The sequence below is a fragment of the Streptomyces sp. NPDC057743 genome (assembly GCF_042798755.1).
In the GTDB taxonomy this organism is placed as follows: domain Bacteria; phylum Actinomycetota; class Actinomycetes; order Streptomycetales; family Streptomycetaceae; genus Streptomyces.
Genome location: NZ_JBHVJX010000034.1, coordinates 1 through 17,818, shown reverse-complemented (window position 1 = coordinate 17,818; position 17,818 = coordinate 1). Strand labels below are relative to the sequence as shown.

Here is a 17,818-nt window from a genome sequence, read left to right as displayed (position 1 = left end):
GCAGGCGTAGCGTGGTCGTTACGTCCGTCTCGCGGGAGTAGCCATGGAGTTGTTCCACGAGGAGCCCAGTATTGGGGACCGCATCGCCCGACTGCGCGCCCGGCGCAAGTTGACGCAGGAAGGGCTCGCCGAACGGGCCGGGCTCTCCGTAGACGTCGTGCGCAAGTTGGAACAGGGGGTGCGCCGGACGGCCCGGCTGAGCACGCTCAACTCCCTTGCCAGAGCACTGGACGTGGAGCCGTCCGCGCTCGTCGGCAAGCCCTCGACCTTCGAGGTCCGCGGCGACGGCGAGCAGCCGTCCGTTCTGGCGCTGCGCCGAGCTGTCGCTCCGGTCTCCGAGCTCCTCGGGGAGGACCCGGACCCCGAGGACCCGCCGGGCCTCGCGGCGCTGCAGACGGCGCTGCGCTCGACGGAGCGGATCCGTCGGGAGGGCCGGATGGCCGAAATCGGCGCCCTGCTGCCGCAGTTGATCAACGACGCCAAAGCGACGGCGCATGCCTCCACCGGGAGCCAGGCCGCCGCGGCCCACTCCGTACTGGCCGAGGCGTACCAGGTCGCCGCGACGACACTGACGGCGCTGGGCAAGGAGGACGCCGCGTTCACCGCGCTCGAACGGGCCAGGGCGGCGGCGGCCAAGGGAGACGACCCTCACCTGGAGACCGTCGGCTTCTCCAGCCTCGCCTGGGTCCTGACCAAGCAGGGGCGGTTGGCGGACGCCGAACGCGTCGCACTCAGGGCGGCCGAGTTGATCGAACCCGGCTTCCGCTCCGCGCCGATCGAACTGGCACTGTGGGGCATCCTGCTGCTCCGCGCGGCGACGGCGGCGGTCCGCTTGGAGCGCCGGGACACCGTCCGCGACCTGCTCAACCTGGCGGGTGCGGCGGCAGCCCGGCTCGGCGCGGACCGGCTCGACTACGCGACGCCGTTCGGCCCCACCAACGTGGGGGTGGCGAAGGTCAACTTCCTTGTGGAGATGGAAGACAGCGTGGAGGCCCTGCGCGCCGCGCGCACGGTGCCGGAACTGCGGGCGCTGCCCCCCACGTGGCGGGCGCGGTTCCACGTCGACCGCGCCCTGGCCCACGCCGACCTGGACCAGGACGACGGGGCCGTGACGGCCCTGCTCACCGCCGAGCGCATCGCCCCGGAGTGGATGCGGTACCACTCCACCAGCCTGCGCCTGGTGTCCGAACTCCGCGGCCGGGAAAGGCGCCGGACCTCTCCGTTGACGGAACTCGCCGATCGGCTGGACCTCGACGCGTAGCGCCACGCCCTCCCCGGAGGGCGGGTAGGGCACGGCGCCCTACCCGGCACGCAAAGTCGCACAGGGCGTCACTGTCCGGGCGAACCGCGCCCGCCTAACGTGGCGGGCGCGTCGAAGACGACGGCCCCGGGCCGCCCCGGCCCGATCCGCTCACCCCAAGAAAGCAGGCTGACGTGCCGCACCGTTCCGACCGGAATGCCCGAACCGCCGAAACCGTCCGTCCCGCCCGTGCCGTTGGCCGGCTGCTCCCCTGGGCCGGCGCCGACGACCAGCCCTGCTACCTCCTCACCGACCTCGCCGGCGACGGCCCCGTCTCCCGTTACGCGGACCGGATCGAGGCGCTCCAACTGGCCATGAGCCTCGGGCTGCTGGACCACGCCGAGCCCCTCATCGACGACCCGTCGGCCGACGCCGGGCAGCTCCGCTTCCTGGCCGCGCAACTGCTCGCCGCCCTACGGGACGCCGTACGCATCGCGGAGAGCCGGGGCGAACGGCTCGCCCAGTACTGGGAGTCGGCGGATGCCGAGGATGCGGGGGATGTCGAGGATGCAGGGGATGCGGGAGAGGCAGGGGGCGTGGGAGCCGCGGGGGAGGCAGAGGGCACGGAGGGCCCGGAGGGTGCGGAAAGGGGCGGCGGTAGCGGGGGCGGCGGCGACGGGGCCTCGTAGACCCCTCGTGACCGGGGTGGGGAAGGCCCCCTCCGGGCCCGCCCCCGCGCGCCGGGACGTCCGTCGCGTGTGGGGGCCGCGGCGGCCGTCGATGTGAGCTGCAACGCGTCCTGGGCTTGTGGCCTCTTCAGTGGTGCAGCATGAGAACCACTCTGCCCGCGGGGTCCGCCCCGCGCCATCGTCCGCAGGTCGGGCGAGACCCCCCGCCGGTCGGCGGGGGTGCGGGGCCCTCCTAAGGGGGACCCGGAGGGGGCGGGGACGGAGTCGCGCAGCGCCGGGCGGTTCCGGGGCACGAACGATGCGTGGGAGAAAGGGGCGGCCGGTGATCCGTGTCGCTGTGGTGGACGACGAACGGCTCGTCAGGTCCGGACTGCGGATGATCCTGGGGACCGCCCCGGACATCGAGATGGTCGCGGACTGCGGCGGCGCAGAGGCCGTGGAGACCGTGCTGAGCCGCGCGGCCGAGGTCGTCCTGCTCGACATCCGGATGCCGGACGTGGACGGCCTGACCGTGCTGCGCGGGCTGCGGGCCGCCCCGGAGCCGCCGACCGTGGCGATGCTCACCACCTTCGACGCCCAGGAGTACCTAACGGCCGCGCTGCGGGAGGGCGCGGCGGGCTTCCTTCTCAAGGACTCCGACCCCGAGCAACTGGTGCGGGCGGTACGGACGCTGGCGGCCGGCGGCAGCGTGCTGGACCCCGGGGTGACCCGGGCGGTGATCGGTGGCTATCTGACCGCCGAGGACCAGGCGGCCGCGGCCCGGGCGGTGAGCGGGCTGACGCCGCGCGAGTCGCAGGTGTTGGCGCTGCTGGGCGAGGGCCTGGGCAATGCGCAGATCGCGGAGCGGATGGGGCTGGCACCCAGCACGGTCAAGGACCATGTGCGGGCATTGTTGGCCAAATTGGGCGGAATCAACCGCATCCAGGCGGCGATCGTCGCCGACCGGGCGGGTCTGGTGGCCGGCGTCCCCCGGAGTACGGGGTGATATCCGGCCGGAAGCCCGGGAGAAGACGGGGCGCCGGGGGCCATCGGCCAACGGGAGCGGGCCAGGCGCCCGTTGGGGGGCCGGGCACCGGCCTCCGCCCCGTCCGGCGGCTCGCCCGCGGCCCGTTGGGACGGCGGCTGCGCCGGATCGGTCCCGTACTGGTGCCGGTGTTGCTGGCGATCGCCGACGCGCTGCTCGTCAACGGGCTGGAGATGGCCCTGGAGCTGACCGTCTCGGTGGTCGCGGCGACCGCCCTGCTGGTGCGCCGCCGCTGGCCGCTGCTGGTGTTCCTGGTGACCCTCCCGGGGCTCTACATCGGCTACATCTGGTTCGCGCCGATGATCGCCCTCTACACCCTGGCCGCGCTGCGGCCCGGCCGGGCCCGGCTCGGCGTCTGCGCGCTGCTGCTGGTCGCCGCGCACTTCCTGCCGTACCCGATCTCGGACTTCGAACCGACCGCGTACCGGGAGAACACCCTGGTCCTGATCGACGCCTGCGTCACCTCCGCGGCCCCGATCGCGCTCGGCCTCCTGGTCCGGACCCGCCGCGAACTCGCCTCCCGGGTGGAGGACTTGACCCGCAGCCTGCGCCGCGAGGACCGGCTGCTGGCGGAGCGGGTGAAGGCCACCGAACGGGCCCGGCTGGCGCGCGAGATGCACGACGTGGTGGCCCACCAGGTCAGCCTGATCAGCCTCCAGGCCGGCGCCGTGCAGGTCAGCACGGCGGACGAGGCGGCGCGCAGCGGGGCCCGGACCATCCGGGAGCTGTCCGTGCGCACGTTGGAGGAGCTGCGGCACATGGTCGGCGTGCTGCGGGCGGCCGGCGGCGACGCCCGGGAGAGCGCCGAACTGGCGCCCCAGCCGGACCTCGACGAGCTGCCGCGGCTGATCGAGATGAGCGCGCTGGACGTGACGTACGAGGGGCTGGGCGCGGCGGGCGCGGCTTTGGACGGCGCGGCCGCGGGCGCCACGGACGCGGGCCGTGCGCGCGGGGCCCGGACCGTCGAGCGGGCCGCCTTCCGCACCGTCCAGGAGGCGCTGACCAACGTCCGCAAGCACGCCCCGGGGGCGCGGGTGCGGGTCCGGGTCGACGCGGTGGAGCTGACGGCACCGGGCGACGCGGGCGCGGCGCGGGGCCGGGACGGGCTGCGGGTGGAGATCCGCAACGGGCCGGCGGACGCGGCGGCGCCGGTCCCCGCGCTCCCGGGCGGCGGGCACGGGCTGGTGGGGCTCCGCGAACGCGCGCAGAGCCTCGGCGGAACGCTGGAGGCGCACCCCACGGCCGAGGGCGGCTTCGTCGTACGGGCGGAATTCCCGTACGGGGTGGGGTGATCGGGAGAGGTGGTCGGCAACCGGGGGCAGGGGGTGGCCCGTTAGGGCGCGGTGGGCGAGTAGCGGGAGATGGGCAGGCGGCGACGGCGGCCCGTCAGCGGGCCGCCCGTCAGCCGGCAACGGGCCGCTCAGGCCGACAGCGGCGCCGCGGTCTCGTCGACCGCGGTGGACAGGTCCGGGTAGACCTCGAAGAGCCGGCGGACGCCGAGGGCGGCCAGGACGCGGTTGACGTGGGAGCCGTCGACGGCCCCCTGGGCGGGCAGGATCAGCCGCAGGCGCCCCTGACAGGAGCGCATCAGGCGGCGGGCGGCGATCAGCACGCCCACACCGCTGGAGTCACAGAACCGGACCTCGGAGAGATCGAGGACGAGGGAGCGCCGGCCTTCGGCCACCGCGTCGTGCACGTGCTGCCGCACCGCCGGCGACGTGACCAGGTCCATCTCGCCGGAGACCTGGAGCACCGCCCATGGGCCCTTTTCGTCCTCTGCCACCTTCAACGACACGCGCTCGAAGCCTTTCGCTCGCTTTCGGACCGGATGCGCCCCGGTTGCCATGCGGAACCCACCCTTCCCGGCTCGACTGCCCGGCCTCTCTCCCCTGAAACGCTTGCGATTCCGTGGCGCGGCAGGCCGTCCCCTCCTAAGGCTATGCCCAAGGGAAGGCGGGTTTTCGCCCGCAACCGGTCACACCCGCGTAACACATGGGTCGATACGGCCACGAACGGTCCGCATCGTTCCACTTCGCTCGTGATGTGTGGCCGGATCTGCCACACCGTCATCGCCCCCTTACCATCCGCAACGCTCGCGCGGGCCGCTTTGCCGCAAAGGCGCCTGCGCTGTCAGACCCGGCCACTACATTCGTGAACACGGCGGGCGTCGTGGCGAACGTCACGGCGCGGGGCGGCGGGCGTAAAGCGCCCGATGCGGCGGGCCGCCGGATCGGGTGACGGACGACAGTTCGTGAGCGGAGGGGTGAGTACGGGTACGACAGTGGGCGGGAGTGACGGCGCGGGGTCCGGCGGAGCACGGGCCCCGTGGAGAGGCTGAGGCCACGTCCGGGGGCTTCGGCGACGGCGCCGGCCGAGGTGTGAGCCCGGCCGCGAGGGGCAGGGATGGGGGTCCCATGGCACACGACGCACCACCGCGCTGGGACAGGCGGATGCAGCAGCGGCTCGCCCGCGGCGAGGCCGCCGCACTCGGTGAGCTCTACGACCGTTTCGCCTCGCTGGTGCACAGCCTCGCCTACCGCGTCCTGGACGACGAGGACGCCGCCGACCGCATCACCCGCGAGGTGTTCGGCTACATCTGGGAGCACCCCGACACCTACGACCCCAAACAGGGTTCGCTGCGCTCCTGGGTGGCCGGGATCACCCGCCACCAGGCCGTCCAGCGGCTGCGCCAGACCGAGTCCGCCTCGGTGCGCGACCACGACGGGGACGGGCCCGGATCCGCCGAATCGGAGCGCGAGTTGGAGCGCAAGATCCACGAGGCGTCCACCGCCGCCCGCGCCGACTACATCGTCACGTCCATGCCCGCCCCGCTGCGCGAGGCCCTGGAGCTCGCGTACTTCCAGCGTCGGGACTACCGCCAGACCGCCGCCGACCTCGGCGTCACCGAGGACGAGGCCCGGCGCCGGCTGCGCCTGGGCCTCCAACTGCTGTCCACCGCCCACAACCACCAGGCGCTGCCCGCGGTCCCGATGCGCCGCACCGCCGCCCGGGGACCGCAGGCCCCGCGGCCACCGCACTCCACACCGCCCGCACCGGGCCACGGGCGGCCGCGGTGAGGGGCCCGGACGAATGGGACGGCCCCGAGCGCCCCGGTGGCCCCGGTGAACGGCCCCGGATACCGGCGCCGCGCCCCGCCGCGGAGGACCACGGCCCGCTGCCGCCCGTCCCGCGCCCCACGCCCGGTCCCGTCCCGGACCACGTCCCGTCCCACGACGTCCCTGCGGAGTACGAGAGCGATGACGACCCCGTGACCGGCGCCGACACCGGACCGCGCCAGCCACCGCCGGCCGCTCCGACCCACAAGGTGCTCAAGTCCCTGCTGGGTGCCTGGGCACTGTCCGCCTGCTCGCCGGAGGAGACCGCCGCCGTCGAGGAGCACCTGACGGACTGCGCCGCCTGCGCCGAGGAAGCCCTGCGGCTGCGCGACGCGGTGGCGCTGCTGCACCCCGCGGACAGCCTCGACCTCAATCCACTGCTCAGGTCAAGGGTGTTGGCGGGCTGTCTGGGCCGCCGGCCGGCGCGCATCCCGGTGCCGGAGTGGGCCATCCCGTTCGACGCGGAGGCCGCCAAACTCGACGCGCTGCTGCGCGACATGGGCGAGGCGGAGTGGCGGGCTCCGGTGCGGCTGCGCTGGTTCGACGGCCGGGAGCCGATGGCGCGCGACAGCACCGTCGGCGGGGTGATCGGGCACCTGATGGCGGTGGACGGCATGGTCGCCGCGGCCCTCGGGCTGCCCGACCCGCTGGGCTCAAACGCCCCGGAGCAACCGGGACCGCGCCGGAGAACGGAGGCGTACTGGCGCGCCCTCGGCGAGCAGCCCGAACCGCGGGCGCCGCACGACCCTTGGCGCGAGCAGGGCCAGGCGCTGGTCAGAACGGTCTCGTTCGCCGGCACCGGGGTCACCGAACTCTCCGTCCCGTACGGCAAGTTCGACCTCGCGCTGCGCGACGCCTTCCTGGACCGCGCCTTCGAGACCTGGGTGCACGCCGGGGACATCGCCGAGGCGGTGGACTATCCGTACAAGCCGCCGGCCTCCGGCCATCTCCATCTGCTCGTCGACCTCGCGGCGCGGCTGCTGCCGACCACGCTCGCCCAGCGCCGGCGGGCCGGACTGGCCGCGCCGCCGCGGCAGTTGGTCGCCGCGGGCGCCCCGGGCCGCACGCTCCATCTGGAGGTCGAGGGCAACGGCGGCGGGGACTGGTACATAGCCCTGGACTCCCCGGCGGCGGTCGGCTCGCCCGAGGGCACCGTCGCCCATATCGCCCTGGACAGCGACGAGTTCTGCCAGTTGGCCGCCGGGCACATCTCGCCGGAGGAGGCCGCGGCGGGGCAGGACGGCGAGCGCGAGGCGATCCGCGAGGTGCTGTTCGCAACGGCGGCGCTGTCCCGGTTGTAGGGCCGGCGACGAGGCTCCCGGCAGTGCGGGGACCGGTGGTGAGGCGGGCCGCCGCCGGGCGTGGGCACCCGCCTCACCTGCGTCGTTCGCGTCGCCGACGCGTCCGTGCCGTCTGGGCCTTCCGCGTCAGGCGAAGACGACCGTGCGGCGCCCGTTGAGCAGCACCCGGCGCTCGCTGTGCCACTTCACGGCGCGCGCCAGCGCCTGGCACTCCACGTCGCGGCCGATCGCCACGAGCTGGTCCGGGGTGACGTCGTGGCGGACCCGCTCGACCTCCTGCTCGATGATCGGGCCCTCGTCGAGGTCCGCGGTCACGTAGTGCGCGGTGGCACCGATCAGCTTCACACCACGGGCGTGGGCCTGGTGGTACGGGCGGGCGCCCTTGAAGCTCGGGAGGAAGGAGTGGTGGATGTTGATGATGCGGCCGGCCAGCGCCGTGCACAGGTCGTCGGAGAGGACCTGCATGTAGCGGGCGAGCACCACCAGCTCGACGCGCTCCTTCTCCACCAGCTCCAACAGCTGGGCCTCGGCCGCGGCCTTGGTGTCCCGGGTGACGGGGATGTGGTGGAAGGGGATGCCGTAGGAGCCGACCAGCTCGGCGAAGTCGGTGTGGTTGGAGACCACGGCCGCGATCTCGACCGGCAGGGCGCCGATCCGGGAGCGGAAGAGCAGGTCGTTGAGGCAGTGCCCGAACTTGGACACCATCAGCACCACGCGCATCTTCTCGTCGGCGCGGTGGATCTGCCAGTCCATCCCGAAGGAGGCGCCCACCGCGGCGAAGCTGGCCCGCAGCTTGTCGACGTCCACCGGCGCTTCCGCGGTGAAGTGGACCCGCATGAAGAACAGCCCGGTGTCCCGATCGCCGAACTGCTGGCTGTCCTCGATGTTGCAACCGGTCATGAACAGGTAGCTGGACACCGCGTGCACGATGCCCTTCTTGTCCGGACAGGACAGCGTGAGGACGTACTGATCGTTCCGGTCCCGCGGACCGGGCTGGGTGGGCTGCGACTCGCTCATGACCTCATAGGATCCCACATCCGCGGGGCCCCTCCGACCGCGGCGGCCGGGACACCGGTCACGCCGGGGCTCCCAGCGTGCCGGACAGGGCGGCGGCCAGCGCTTCGAGGGAGTGCGGGGCGGTGTCCGGGTCCTCGCCGTCCGCGGTGGCCAGGTGGACGTGCGCCTCGCGGGCGGCCCGTACGGCGTCGGGCCAACCGGGGTGCTCTATGTAGGCGGTGACCGGGGCGTCCGCCCCTACCTGGTGCATGATCCGCAGCACCCGCAGGACGGCCGCGTCGACCAACTGCGCCTCCTGGGCGTCCCGGAAGATCGTGCCGACGTACTTCTCGGCGGACCAGTTGTCCAACCAGGTGTCCTCGACGAGCCGGTAGACGGCGTCGGTGACGTCTCCGTAGCCGGGCCGGCCGGCCAGCCAGGTGTGTTGCTGGAAGACGGGGTCGGAGAGCATGTGCAGCGCGGAGCGGACGTTGCTGCGCCAGCGCCACCACGGCATGTCAGAGAGCGGCATACCGCCCATGGTGGTCGAGCGACGGCCGCGACGGGAAGACTTCTCCGAACCTTGCACAGCTCTCGATCGTACGTTCCTCCCGATTACTCTCGATCGGCCCCCCGGAGTTCACCGCAGCGTCACCATCCGTTGCCCCGGTGTCACGCGCCCGTTCCGGCCGGAGCGGAAGGCTGCGGGCCCATGACCGGACGGCGACGCTCCTCCCCCCGCCCCTCTCCCCGCGCTCTTGCGACCGCCGCGGCGGCGAGCACGGCGGTCCTCGCGTCGCTGCTGTCCGGCTGCGGCTCCCTCCCCGGCGCCGGTTCCGGGGAGCAGGAGCCGGTCACGGTGATGACCTGGGCGCCCGAGGACACCAAGACCACCAACATGCCGGGGATGCCGGCGATGGCGCAGGCGTACGCCCGCTGGGTCAACTCCCGCGGCGGGATAGCCGGCCACCCGTTGAAGGTCCTCACCTGCAACGAGCAGAACGACTCGGCGCAGGCCGCGCGGTGCGCCCAGCGGGCGGTGCAGGGCGGGGCGGTGGCCGTCGTCGGCTCCTACAGCCAGTGGGGCCGCTCGTTCATGTCACCGCTCGAAGCGGCGGGCATCCCGTTCATCGGCGGGTACGGCGCCTCCGCCGAGGAGTTCGCCAGCCCGCTCTCCTACCCCGTCAACGGCGGTCAGGCCGCCCTCCTGGCCGGCAACGGCCGCCAGTTGGCGAGCGACTGCCAACGGGTGGCCCTGGTCCGGCCGGACACCATCCAGGGCGACCAGATGCCGGGGCTGCTCAACGCCGGTCTCGACGGTGAGCCCGGCGGCAGCCGGTCCGGTGGAGCCGGCGCTCGCGCCGGGGGTAGTCGGGGCGGCGCCACGGACATCAAGGCGCCCGAGGCCGCCACCGACTACACGGACGAGGTGAGCGCCGCCCTGAAGGCGGTGGGGGCTAACTCCGCGGTGTACGGGACGGCGAAGACCGGCGGCGCGGCGCCCGGTTCCTGCGTGGCCGCCTCGCTGGGCGACCACACCGACACCTTCTTCGACTCCTTCCGGCGCCTCCAGGAGTCCCGCCCCAAGGTGCAGGTCGGCTCCGTATTGGGCAGCGTCGACCAGTCGATGGTCAACCGCAGCGGCGGCGACTCCGGCCCGTTGGAGGGCGCGGACGTCACCGGCTGGTACCCGGTACCCAGCGATCCGCGCTGGCTGCCGATGCGCCGGGTGATCGACCAGGAGGCGTTCGACGACCGCCGCATCGACCCGGCCGACCAGGGCGTCCAGACGACCTGGATCGCCTACACCGTACTGAGCGCGGTCATCCGGCAGTTGGCCGCCTCGGGCGTCGAGGACATCACCGCGCACGCGCTGCAATCCGCCCTGGACCGCGGCGACCAGTCCGTCGACACCGGCGGCCTGACGCCCGACCTGCGCTGGCGCAATGACGACATGCTGGCCGTCGCCGACTTCCCCCGGATCGTCAACGCGGACGTGACGTACCAGGTCGTCCGGCACGGCGAACTGGTCGCCGCCCAGGAGGGGTTCGTCGATGTGACCCGGACGCTGGAGCAGCGGCGCACCGACGACGGCTGAGGCCCGCCCGCCGCCTACGGGTCAAGCCGCCGGCCCGGATTCACAGTTGTTCGGGGCTGTGCTTCCGGAGGCCGTACTTCTCGGCGATCGGGTTCCACAGGCCGGCGGCCTGCTGCTTGGCCTTGGTGGCCGCGCCGCTGGACGCGTTCCCCTGGGAGGCTTCCTTGCCGCCCTTGGCGTGGCCCTTGTCGCAACCGCCCTTGCCGGCGGCCTTGTCGGCCCAGGCAGCGTAGTGGTTGTCGGCGTCGGCAGAGGACTTCCAGGCCGTGGTGAGCGCGGCGGTCAGCTCGGCGCTGTTGGGGATCTTGTCCACGGGGAGCTGCTGGAGCCGCTTGACCAGGTCGTTGCGCTGGCCCGCTGCGGACCGCAGGTCGCCCGCCGCGCCGCCGAGGTTGGTGCAGCTCTTGATGTTCTGTACGGCGCCGATGACCGCGGAGCGGCTGTTGTTGCTGTCGGCGAGCAGAGCGTCCAGGCCCTTGGCCTGGGCGGCGGCCGGGTCGTCGGCCGGCTTGGTCTCGCCGTCCTTGGTCGACTTGGCCGTACTGGTGCCGGGGTCCTGCTGCTTCTTCTGGGCGGTGTCGTCGCCGCTGCCGCCGCTGAGCGCCCAGCCGACACCGAGGCCGACGCCGGCCAGCGCCACCACGATGGCGCCGACGACGACGGCCGCGGGTATCTTGCGGCGCCCGCCGCCGCTCTCCTCGTAGGGGGCGTACTGGTCCTGGCCGCCACCGGGGACGAACGGGCCGCCGGGGGTGGGCTGTTGGCCGTACGGCGGGTGGCCGGCGTCGCCGAAGCGCGGCAGTTGCGCGGTGGCGTCGGGGGCGGGTGCGACCGGGGCGGCCGGTCCGTCGCGGAACAGTCCGTCGAACTCGGCGGGGGTCGATCGGCCGCCGGACGGGCCCGGTTGGGCGCCGAACTGCGCGCCGGGCGGCGGGGTGGGCGCACCGGCGCCAACGGGGCCGCCGGCGCCGCTGATCGGCGGGATCAACTGCGTTGCCTGGTCCGCGCCGGCGCCGGGCATCGGCTGGGACTGCGGCATGGGCTGGGCCGAACGCGGCGGCCCCTGCTGCGCCTTGATGGGGCGCAGCATCTGGGTGGCCGCGTCCCGGTGTTGCGCGGCGGCCGACTCGGGCGGCAGCGGGGCGCCACCGGGGGCGCCGGGCCCGCCGGCGACGGGCGGCAGGAGGGTGGTGGCGTCGTCGCCGGCCGCGGGCGGCAGCGGGGCGCCGGCCTGCGGGGTCGCGCGGACCAGTTCACCGGAGGGGCCGGGCTGCGGCCCTCCCTGGCCGCCGAAGGAGAGGATCGCGGTGGCCTCGGCGGCCGACGCGTTGGGCGGCATCGGGCCGGCGGTCGGCGGGCCCGCCTGGGGCGCCTGCGGCGGCATCGGGGGCGGCGCGGCCGGCATGGGCGGCGTCGGCGACGGGGAGGGCGGCGGGAAGCCCTGCTGCGGCGGGTGCGGCGCGGCGGGCGCCTGGGGCGCGGCCGGGTAGCCGTACGACGGTGCCTGACCGTGCGGCTGCGGCCCGCCCGGGGCCGCGCCGGGCTGCCCGGCGCCCTGCGGTGCGGGCGGCTGCTGGCCGGGCCCCCAGGGCTGGCCCCACGGCTGCCCGGCGGGCGGCGCGGCCTGCTGGTCGGGCGGCCATGCGTCGCCGCCACCGGCGGGCAGCACTATGCCCTCTCTGGCCGGGCCGGCCGCAGAATTCTGCGGGTCGTGACCCTGTCCGCTCTGCGTCACCGGGACTCCTACCATCGTGCAGACCTACGGAATCGTCGGCTGCACGCTACCGGTTCACGGCAACGTTCGACATGCGTCCTGGTCATCGCACCGGCCACCGCCGGCCACCGCGGCCGACCCCGCAGAACGCACCGGGGGCGGGCCGGAATCCCGGCCCGCCCCTGGCAGCACACGGTCGAACACCCTTCGACCGGTACCCCCTTCCGCCCGGTTTCGCCCCTCGAAGCGAGGGCCCGCCGCCGCTCCTGATGAGGCGTTGCTCACGCCGCGACGGCGCGCAGTTTCATCCGGGCGGCGAATTCCCTTACGACGGGTTCGTCCTGATACGGCTCCAGGCGCTGCCGGAAGTCCTCCAGGTATTCCGCGCCGCGGTCCGAACGCAGCCCGTTCAGCAACTCGATCGCCCTCGTTCCCGTATGGCAGGCCAGCTCGACCTCCCGCTGCTGCACCTGGGCGGTGGCCAGCAGCACCAGCCCGATGGCGCGGCGCCGCGCCCGGTCCGCCGGATGCCCGTCGAGCGCCTCCTGGGCGCGCTGCGCGGCCGGTGCCGGCTGCCCCAAGTCCCGGTGGCAGTGCGACAGTTCGTCGGCCAGATAGGCCGGGTCGAAGTGGGCGATCCATACCGGGTCGTCGCCGGCGTCGGTGACCGCCTCGGCGCGCTCCATCGCGGAGACCGCCCGGCCCGCCACCGCCTGGAAGGCCCGGGCGTCGCCCATCAGGGCGTGCCCGCGCGCCTCCGCGGCGAAGAACATCGCCTCGGCCCTGGGGGTGACCATGCCCCGCGCGCCCTCTTGGGCGGCCCGCGCGAGCTGCGAGATCTCCCGCGGATTGCCCAACGAGGCGGCCAGATGGCTCATGCTGGCGGCGAGGACGTAGCCGCCGTAGCCGCGGTCGCCGGCCGCCTGCGCGAGCCGCAGGGCCTGGATGTAGTAGCGCTGCGCCAGGCCCGGTTGGCCGGTGTCGACGGCCATGTAGCCGCCCAGTTCCGTCAACCGGGCGACGGCGGCGAAGAGTTCCCGCCCCACCGCCTCGCGGTACGACCCGGCCAGCAGCCCGGAGACCACGCTGTTGAGGTAGTGCACGACGACGGGCCTCACGTGCCCGGAGCCGAAGCGGTGGTCCAGTTCACTGAGCGCCGAGGTCATCGCCCGTACGGCCGCCACGTCCGAAGTGCCCACTCTCGCACCGGCGTTGCGCGACACCTGGGAATCCGCCCCGGTGATCAGCCAGTCCCGGCTGGGCTCGACCAGCGCGGAGGCGGCGACCGTGGACCCGCTGAGGAAGTCCCGACGCCCGACGTCGCTGCGCCACAGCTCGCAGACCTGCTCGATGGCCCCTAGGACGGTCGGCGAGAACTGCAGCCCCACCCCGGACGCGAGGTTCTTCCCGTCGGCCATCCCGATTTCGTCGATGGTGACCGTGCGGGCCAGTTTGCGGCCCAGTGCCTCGGCGATGATGGCGGGCGCACGGCCGCGCGGCTGCTGTCCGCGCAGCCAACGGGCCACCGAGGTCTTGTCGTAACGCAGGTCGAGACCGTGCTCCGCGCCGCACATGTTGACGCGGCGGGCCAACCCCGCGTTGGAACAGCCGGCTTCCTGAATCAGCGCTTGCAACCGCTCATTGGGCTGGCGCGCGACGAGTGGCCTGGCGGCCATGGTGTGTACCCCCTGTACTGCTGCTGCGCGTTCACCGGCGAACGCCGTCCCCGCGATCAATTCCCCGTATATATCTGGGATATCCGAGATATCCGGGATATGCGCGGTACGAACCCGGAGGGCGTGCTTCGCAGTGGATGCCCGGGTTGCGTGCGATGCGCGCGATGCCCGTGCGTCGTCGTGCGAAGCGCGGCCGCCCCCAGGTCCGCGCCGCGGAGGGCTGTTCTACGAGGAGGGGTGGCGCGCGGTGTCCGTGCACCGGTCGCGGCGCCGCGGCGCAGGGCTCCCCTAGTGCTCCGCGGCCGTCCGCCGGGCGGTCCGTCCGCCCGTCACGCAAGTGGCTACCCGCTTCCCGGACCCCATCTGCACACGCGCCCCCACTAGTGCATCCATGCGCCCCACGTGCCGGAAGGATGCGCCGGGGCCGTCACCCATTCGGCCGTAACCCTTGGTGACAAGGGGAGTTGTCCTCTGCGTGGAAGAGACCATCGGAGTCACAGGAGCCCCGCAGATCCCCAAACAGCGCGGCGAGCAATTCATCGACACTGCGGTGCGTTACGCCGAGGAACGCCATTGGGAGGTGTTCCCCGGCGCATGGCTGGAGCACGAGGGCGAGCGGCCGCGCTGCTCGTGCGACGCCCCCAACTGCCCCTCGCCCGGGGCCCATCCGACCGCGCCCGGCTGGGCCAACCAGGCCAGCGGCAGCGCCACCGCCGTGCGGCGGATGTGGAGCAAGCAGCCGCGGGCGTCGATCCTGCTGCCCACGGGCCGGACGTTCGAGGCGCTCGACGTGCCCGAGATGGCGGGCTGTCTGGCGCTGGCCCGTATGGAGCGACTGGGCGTGACGCTCGGACCGGTGACCCGCACCCCCGACCGCCGGATGCTCTTCCTCGTCCTCCCCGGCGCCGCCGCCAAGGTCCCGGACATGGTCCGGAACCTCGGCTGGACGCCGGCCGCCCTCGACCTGATCTGCCGCGGCGAGGGCGAGTACATCGCCGCGCCGCCGACCCGGGTGGGCCCGCACGGCGCGATCCAGTGGGCGCGCCGTCCCACCGCCAGCAACCGATGGCTGCCGGACGCCGAGGAGTTGATCAGTCCGCTCGCGTACGCCTGCGCCCGGGACGCGGCGGCGCTCCGCACCCGCTGACGGCGGCGCGAGGAGTGTTGTCAGAGCCTGCCCGTATCGTGGGTTGCCGGACGGGGGTCACGACCAGACCCCTGCGGGGACGTCGAAGGGCAGGCCGTGGCCAGCGAAGCGAAAAACGTGCAAGGGCAGGAGGGGTCGGCCGCGACCCAGGAGGGGGCCGTGGCCGGACCGCCCGCGGTCCGCATCGAGGGCCTGTGGAAACGCTTCGGCGAACAGACCGCGGTCCACGGCATCGACCTGACCCTGCCCGCAGGGCACTTCATCGGCCTGGTCGGCCCCAACGGCGCCGGCAAGACCACCACCCTCTCCATGGTGACCGGCCTGCTGCGGCCGGACTCCGGGCTCGTCGAGATCGGCGGGCACGACGTCTGGCGGGACCCGGTGGCGGTCAAGTCCCGGATCGGCGTACTGCCCGAGGGGCTGCGCCTCTTCGAGCGGCTCTCCGGGCGCGAACTCCTCGCCTACATAGGCAGGTTGCGCGGCCTACCGGGCGCCGAGGTGGACAAGCGGGCCGGCCAGCTCCTGGACGTGCTCGACCTGTCCGGCTCGCAGCACAAGATGGTCGTGGACTACTCCACCGGCATGCGCAAGAAGATCGGCCTGGCCGCCGCGCTGCTGCACAACCCGGAAATCCTCTTCCTGGACGAGCCGTTCGAGGGTGTCGACCCGGTGTCGGCGCAGACCATCCGCGGCGTCCTGGAGCGCTACACCTCCTCCGGCGCCACGGTGATCTTCTCCAGCCATGTGATGGAGCTGGTCGAGTCGCTCTGCGACTGGGTCGCGGTGATGGCCGCGGGCAGGATCCGCGCACAGGGCCCGCTGGCCACGGTGCGCGGCGACGCCCCCTCGCTCCAGGACGCCTTCCTCGAACTGGTCGGCGCGGGCGGCCGCCGCACCGGGCAGGACCTCGACTGGCTGGGCGGCGGCACCCGATGAGCACCGAGACCACCCTCGCCACCCCCTCCTCCCTGGTCCCGGTCTTCGTCCGGCTCAAACTGACGCTGCTGCGCAACGGCCTGCGCCAGTCGCCCGGGCGCACCGCGGCCTTCGTCATCTCGGCCCTCGGCGGGCTGGTGTTGGCCGCCGCGGTCGTGCTCGCCCTGGTGTCGCTGCGCGGCAATCCGCACGCCGCGGCGCTCGTCGTCATCCTCACCGCCATGCTCACCCTGGGCTGGGCGGTGATGCCGCTGTTCTTCCCCACGGGCGACGAGACCCTCGACCCGACCCGCCTGGTGATGCTGCCGCTGCGGCCCCAACGGCTGATCCGCGCGCTGCTGGTGACGTCCCTGGTGGGCGTCGGCCCGTTGGTGACGCTCGCCCTGGTTGCCAGCTCCGTCGTGGCGGTCGCGGACGGCGCCGTTGCCGCGGTCGTCGGCGTGCTGGCCGTCGTCCTGGTGGTGCTGGTCTGCGTCACGCTGGCGCGCGCCGTCGCCACCGCCTCGACGCGGCTGCTGACCAGCCGCCGCGGCCGCGATCTCGCCGTGCTGAGCGGCCTGTTCATCGCCCTGGGCGCCCAGGTCGTCAACGTCGCCGGGCAGCAACTGGGCCGCGCGGGCGGCCTGGCCGCCCTGGAGCCGGCGGGCGAGGTGCTGCGCTGGATACCGCCGGTCTCCGCGCTCTCCGCCGTGGACGACGCCGGGCACGGCTCCTACGGGCGCGCCGCGGCCGGCCTGGCCCTGACGGTGCTGGCCCTGGTGCTGCTCCTGTGGTGGTGGCAGCGGACCCTGACGACCCTGATGACCTCGCCGGACTCCTCCACGCTCCAGGCCGTCGACAAGGACGGCGCGCGCCGGTCCGGCGACGGGGAGCGCGGCCTCGCCCGGCTGCTGCCCGAGGGGCGCACGGGCACCGTCATGCTGCGCACCCTGCGCTATGCCTGGCGCGACCCGAAGTCCAAGATGTCCTGGGCGATGGCGCTGGGCATCGGCCTGATCGTGCCGATCGTCACCGCCGCCCAGGGCAACGGCACCATCTACACCTCCTTCTCCGCGTCCGCCCTGCTCGGCATGCAGATGTACAACCAATTCGGGCAGGACACCTCGGCGTTCTGGATGGTGGCCTCGACGATCTCCTCCCCCCGGGACGCCTACGAGGAGCTGCGGGCCCGGGCATTGAGCCTGGCGCTGGTCTCCGTCCCGTACGTCACGCTGGTCGTCGTCGGCTCCGCCGCCCTGCTCGGCCCCTGGTCGGCCTTCCCCGACGTCTACGGCATCTCGCTGGGCCTCCTGGGCGCGCTGGTCGCCACGGGTGCGATGGCCTCCACGCTGTTCCCGTACTCCATCCCGTCCGAGGGCAACAAGAACGTGGCGCCCGGCCAGGCCGGGATCGCCTGGATCAGCCTGCTGGCCGGCTTCCTGACGGCCGCGGTGCTGGTCTCGCCGCTGGCGGGGCTGATGGTCTGGCTCCATGTGGCGGGCTACGCGCACCTGTTGTGGGTGCTGATCCCGGCCGGCGCGGTCTACGGCGTGGGCATCGCGGCGCTGGGCCTGCGGGTGGCGGCGCCCCGGGCAGCGGGCCGGCTGCCGGAGATTCTGGCGGCGGTTAGCAAGGGGTGACCGCGGCGCGGGGCTTGGCCCACGTTGTTGGCTCTCCCGCCGTTCCGCTGCGCGGGGCTTGGCCCACGTTGTTGGCTCTCCCGCCGTTCCGCTGCGCGGGGCTTGGCCCACGTTGTTGGCTCTCCCGCCGTGGGGGTTGCGCCGTGGGCGCGGGGGTTTGTGGGGTGGGGCCGGCGGTGGTGGGTGGTGGGTGCCGGGTGCGGGGGCGCCCGGGGGGGGGGGGGGGGGGGGGTAGCGTGTATGACAAAGACAACACCCCCCA

At 73.8% G+C, this 17,818-nt stretch carries 15 protein-coding genes; 10 read left to right on the top strand and 5 right to left on the bottom strand.

Annotated elements, in window-relative coordinates; translation table 11 throughout:
* The first annotated feature begins 43 nt into the window (after nt 1–43).
* The 4 genes from ACFVFQ_RS30340 (at nt 44) to ACFVFQ_RS30325 (ending at nt 4,245) form a co-directional block, all read left to right on the top strand.
* Nucleotides 44–1,261: a helix-turn-helix domain-containing protein gene (locus ACFVFQ_RS30340; protein WP_383422147.1), complete on the top strand. Its 1,218-nt coding sequence runs from the start codon at nt 44–46 to the stop codon at nt 1,259–1,261.
* Nucleotides 1,262–1,434: 173 nt separating this feature from the next.
* The gene (locus ACFVFQ_RS30335; protein WP_383422146.1) at nt 1,435–1,929 is read left to right on the top strand and encodes a hypothetical protein; all 495 of its coding nucleotides are present in this window, start codon (nt 1,435–1,437) and stop codon (nt 1,927–1,929) included.
* A gap of 322 nt (nt 1,930–2,251) precedes the next feature.
* Nucleotides 2,252–2,914, top strand: coding sequence for a response regulator (locus tag ACFVFQ_RS30330; RefSeq protein ID WP_383422145.1), 663 nt, complete (start codon nt 2,252–2,254; stop codon nt 2,912–2,914).
* A 125-nt stretch (nt 2,915–3,039) separates the two neighbouring features.
* Nucleotides 3,040–4,245 carry a sensor histidine kinase gene (locus tag ACFVFQ_RS30325; RefSeq protein WP_383422143.1) on the top strand — a complete coding sequence of 402 codons (1,206 nt, stop codon included), beginning with the start codon at nt 3,040–3,042 and terminating at the stop codon, nt 4,243–4,245.
* Between the two features lie 128 nt (nt 4,246–4,373).
* Here ACFVFQ_RS30325 and ACFVFQ_RS30320 read toward each other — a convergent pair whose 3' ends face one another.
* On the bottom strand, nt 4,374–4,748 hold the full coding sequence (locus ACFVFQ_RS30320; protein ID WP_383422141.1) for an STAS domain-containing protein: 375 nt from the start codon (nt 4,746–4,748) through the stop codon (nt 4,374–4,376).
* A 619-nt stretch (nt 4,749–5,367) separates the two neighbouring features.
* On the opposite strand from ACFVFQ_RS30320, the gene ACFVFQ_RS30315 reads away from it, so the two are divergent.
* Both ACFVFQ_RS30315 and ACFVFQ_RS30310 read left to right on the top strand, forming a co-directional pair.
* Complete coding sequence (locus ACFVFQ_RS30315) at nt 5,368–6,030, top strand: RNA polymerase sigma factor (RefSeq protein ID WP_383422139.1); 663 nt, start codon at nt 5,368–5,370, stop codon at nt 6,028–6,030.
* On the top strand, nt 6,027–7,370 hold the full coding sequence (locus ACFVFQ_RS30310) for a zf-HC2 domain-containing protein (protein ID WP_383422137.1): 1,344 nt from the start codon (nt 6,027–6,029) through the stop codon (nt 7,368–7,370). Before ACFVFQ_RS30315 ends, ACFVFQ_RS30310 begins: the two co-directional genes overlap by 4 nt.
* Nucleotides 7,371–7,496: 126 nt before the next feature.
* On the opposite strand, the gene purU is transcribed toward ACFVFQ_RS30310, so the two are convergent.
* Nucleotides 7,497–8,387, bottom strand: coding sequence for a formyltetrahydrofolate deformylase (purU, locus tag ACFVFQ_RS30305; RefSeq protein WP_383422135.1), 891 nt, complete (start codon nt 8,385–8,387; stop codon nt 7,497–7,499).
* 58 nt (nt 8,388–8,445) lie between these two features.
* Nucleotides 8,446–8,907, bottom strand: coding sequence for a hypothetical protein (locus tag ACFVFQ_RS30300; protein WP_383422233.1), 462 nt, complete (start codon nt 8,905–8,907; stop codon nt 8,446–8,448).
* A gap of 171 nt (nt 8,908–9,078) precedes the next feature.
* Here ACFVFQ_RS30300 and ACFVFQ_RS30295 point away from each other — a divergent pair, with 171 nt between their 5' ends.
* Complete coding sequence (locus ACFVFQ_RS30295; protein WP_383422133.1) at nt 9,079–10,464, top strand: ABC transporter substrate-binding protein; 1,386 nt, start codon at nt 9,079–9,081, stop codon at nt 10,462–10,464.
* A gap of 40 nt (nt 10,465–10,504) precedes the next feature.
* On the opposite strand, the gene ACFVFQ_RS30290 is transcribed toward ACFVFQ_RS30295, so the two are convergent.
* Together ACFVFQ_RS30290 and ACFVFQ_RS30285 are read right to left on the bottom strand one after the other, a co-directional pair.
* A complete protein-coding gene (locus ACFVFQ_RS30290; RefSeq protein WP_383422131.1) occupies nt 10,505–12,199 on the bottom strand; it encodes a hypothetical protein in 1,695 nt (564 codons plus the stop codon).
* 260 nt (nt 12,200–12,459) lie between these two features.
* Nucleotides 12,460–13,854 (bottom strand): transcriptional regulator, encoded by a 1,395-nt coding sequence (locus ACFVFQ_RS30285; protein WP_383422129.1) that lies wholly within the window; start codon nt 13,852–13,854, stop codon nt 12,460–12,462.
* 475 nt (nt 13,855–14,329) lie between these two features.
* On the opposite strand from ACFVFQ_RS30285, the gene ACFVFQ_RS30280 reads away from it, so the two are divergent.
* The 3 genes from ACFVFQ_RS30280 to ACFVFQ_RS30270 all read left to right on the top strand — a co-directional run bounded on the left by ACFVFQ_RS30280 (nt 14,330) and on the right by ACFVFQ_RS30270 (nt 17,556).
* Nucleotides 14,330–15,001: a bifunctional DNA primase/polymerase gene (locus ACFVFQ_RS30280; protein ID WP_383422127.1), complete on the top strand. Its 672-nt coding sequence runs from the start codon at nt 14,330–14,332 to the stop codon at nt 14,999–15,001.
* A 117-nt stretch (nt 15,002–15,118) separates the two neighbouring features.
* A complete protein-coding gene (locus ACFVFQ_RS30275) occupies nt 15,119–15,937 on the top strand; it encodes an ABC transporter ATP-binding protein (protein WP_383422231.1) in 819 nt (272 codons plus the stop codon).
* Nucleotides 15,934–17,556, top strand: coding sequence for a transporter (locus ACFVFQ_RS30270; RefSeq protein WP_383422125.1), 1,623 nt, complete (start codon nt 15,934–15,936; stop codon nt 17,554–17,556). Before ACFVFQ_RS30275 ends, ACFVFQ_RS30270 begins: the two co-directional genes overlap by 4 nt.
* Nucleotides 17,557–17,818: the final 262 nt, after the last annotated feature.

Coding starts and splice junctions, on each gene's coding strand:
- ACFVFQ_RS30340 (WP_383422147.1), top strand. CDS start 44: ATGGAGTTGTTCCACGAGGAGCCCAGTATTGGGGACCGCATCGCCCGA.
- ACFVFQ_RS30315 (WP_383422139.1), top strand. CDS start 5,368: ATGGCACACGACGCACCACCGCGCTGGGACAGGCGGATGCAGCAGCGG.
- purU (WP_383422135.1), bottom strand. CDS start 8,387: ATGAGCGAGTCGCAGCCCACCCAGCCCGGTCCGCGGGACCGGAACGAT.
- ACFVFQ_RS30300 (WP_383422233.1), bottom strand. CDS start 8,907: ATGGGCGGTATGCCGCTCTCTGACATGCCGTGGTGGCGCTGGCGCAGC.
- ACFVFQ_RS30295 (WP_383422133.1), top strand. CDS start 9,079: ATGACCGGACGGCGACGCTCCTCCCCCCGCCCCTCTCCCCGCGCTCTT.
- ACFVFQ_RS30285 (WP_383422129.1), bottom strand. CDS start 13,854: ATGGCCGCCAGGCCACTCGTCGCGCGCCAGCCCAATGAGCGGTTGCAA.
- ACFVFQ_RS30270 (WP_383422125.1), top strand. CDS start 15,934: ATGAGCACCGAGACCACCCTCGCCACCCCCTCCTCCCTGGTCCCGGTC.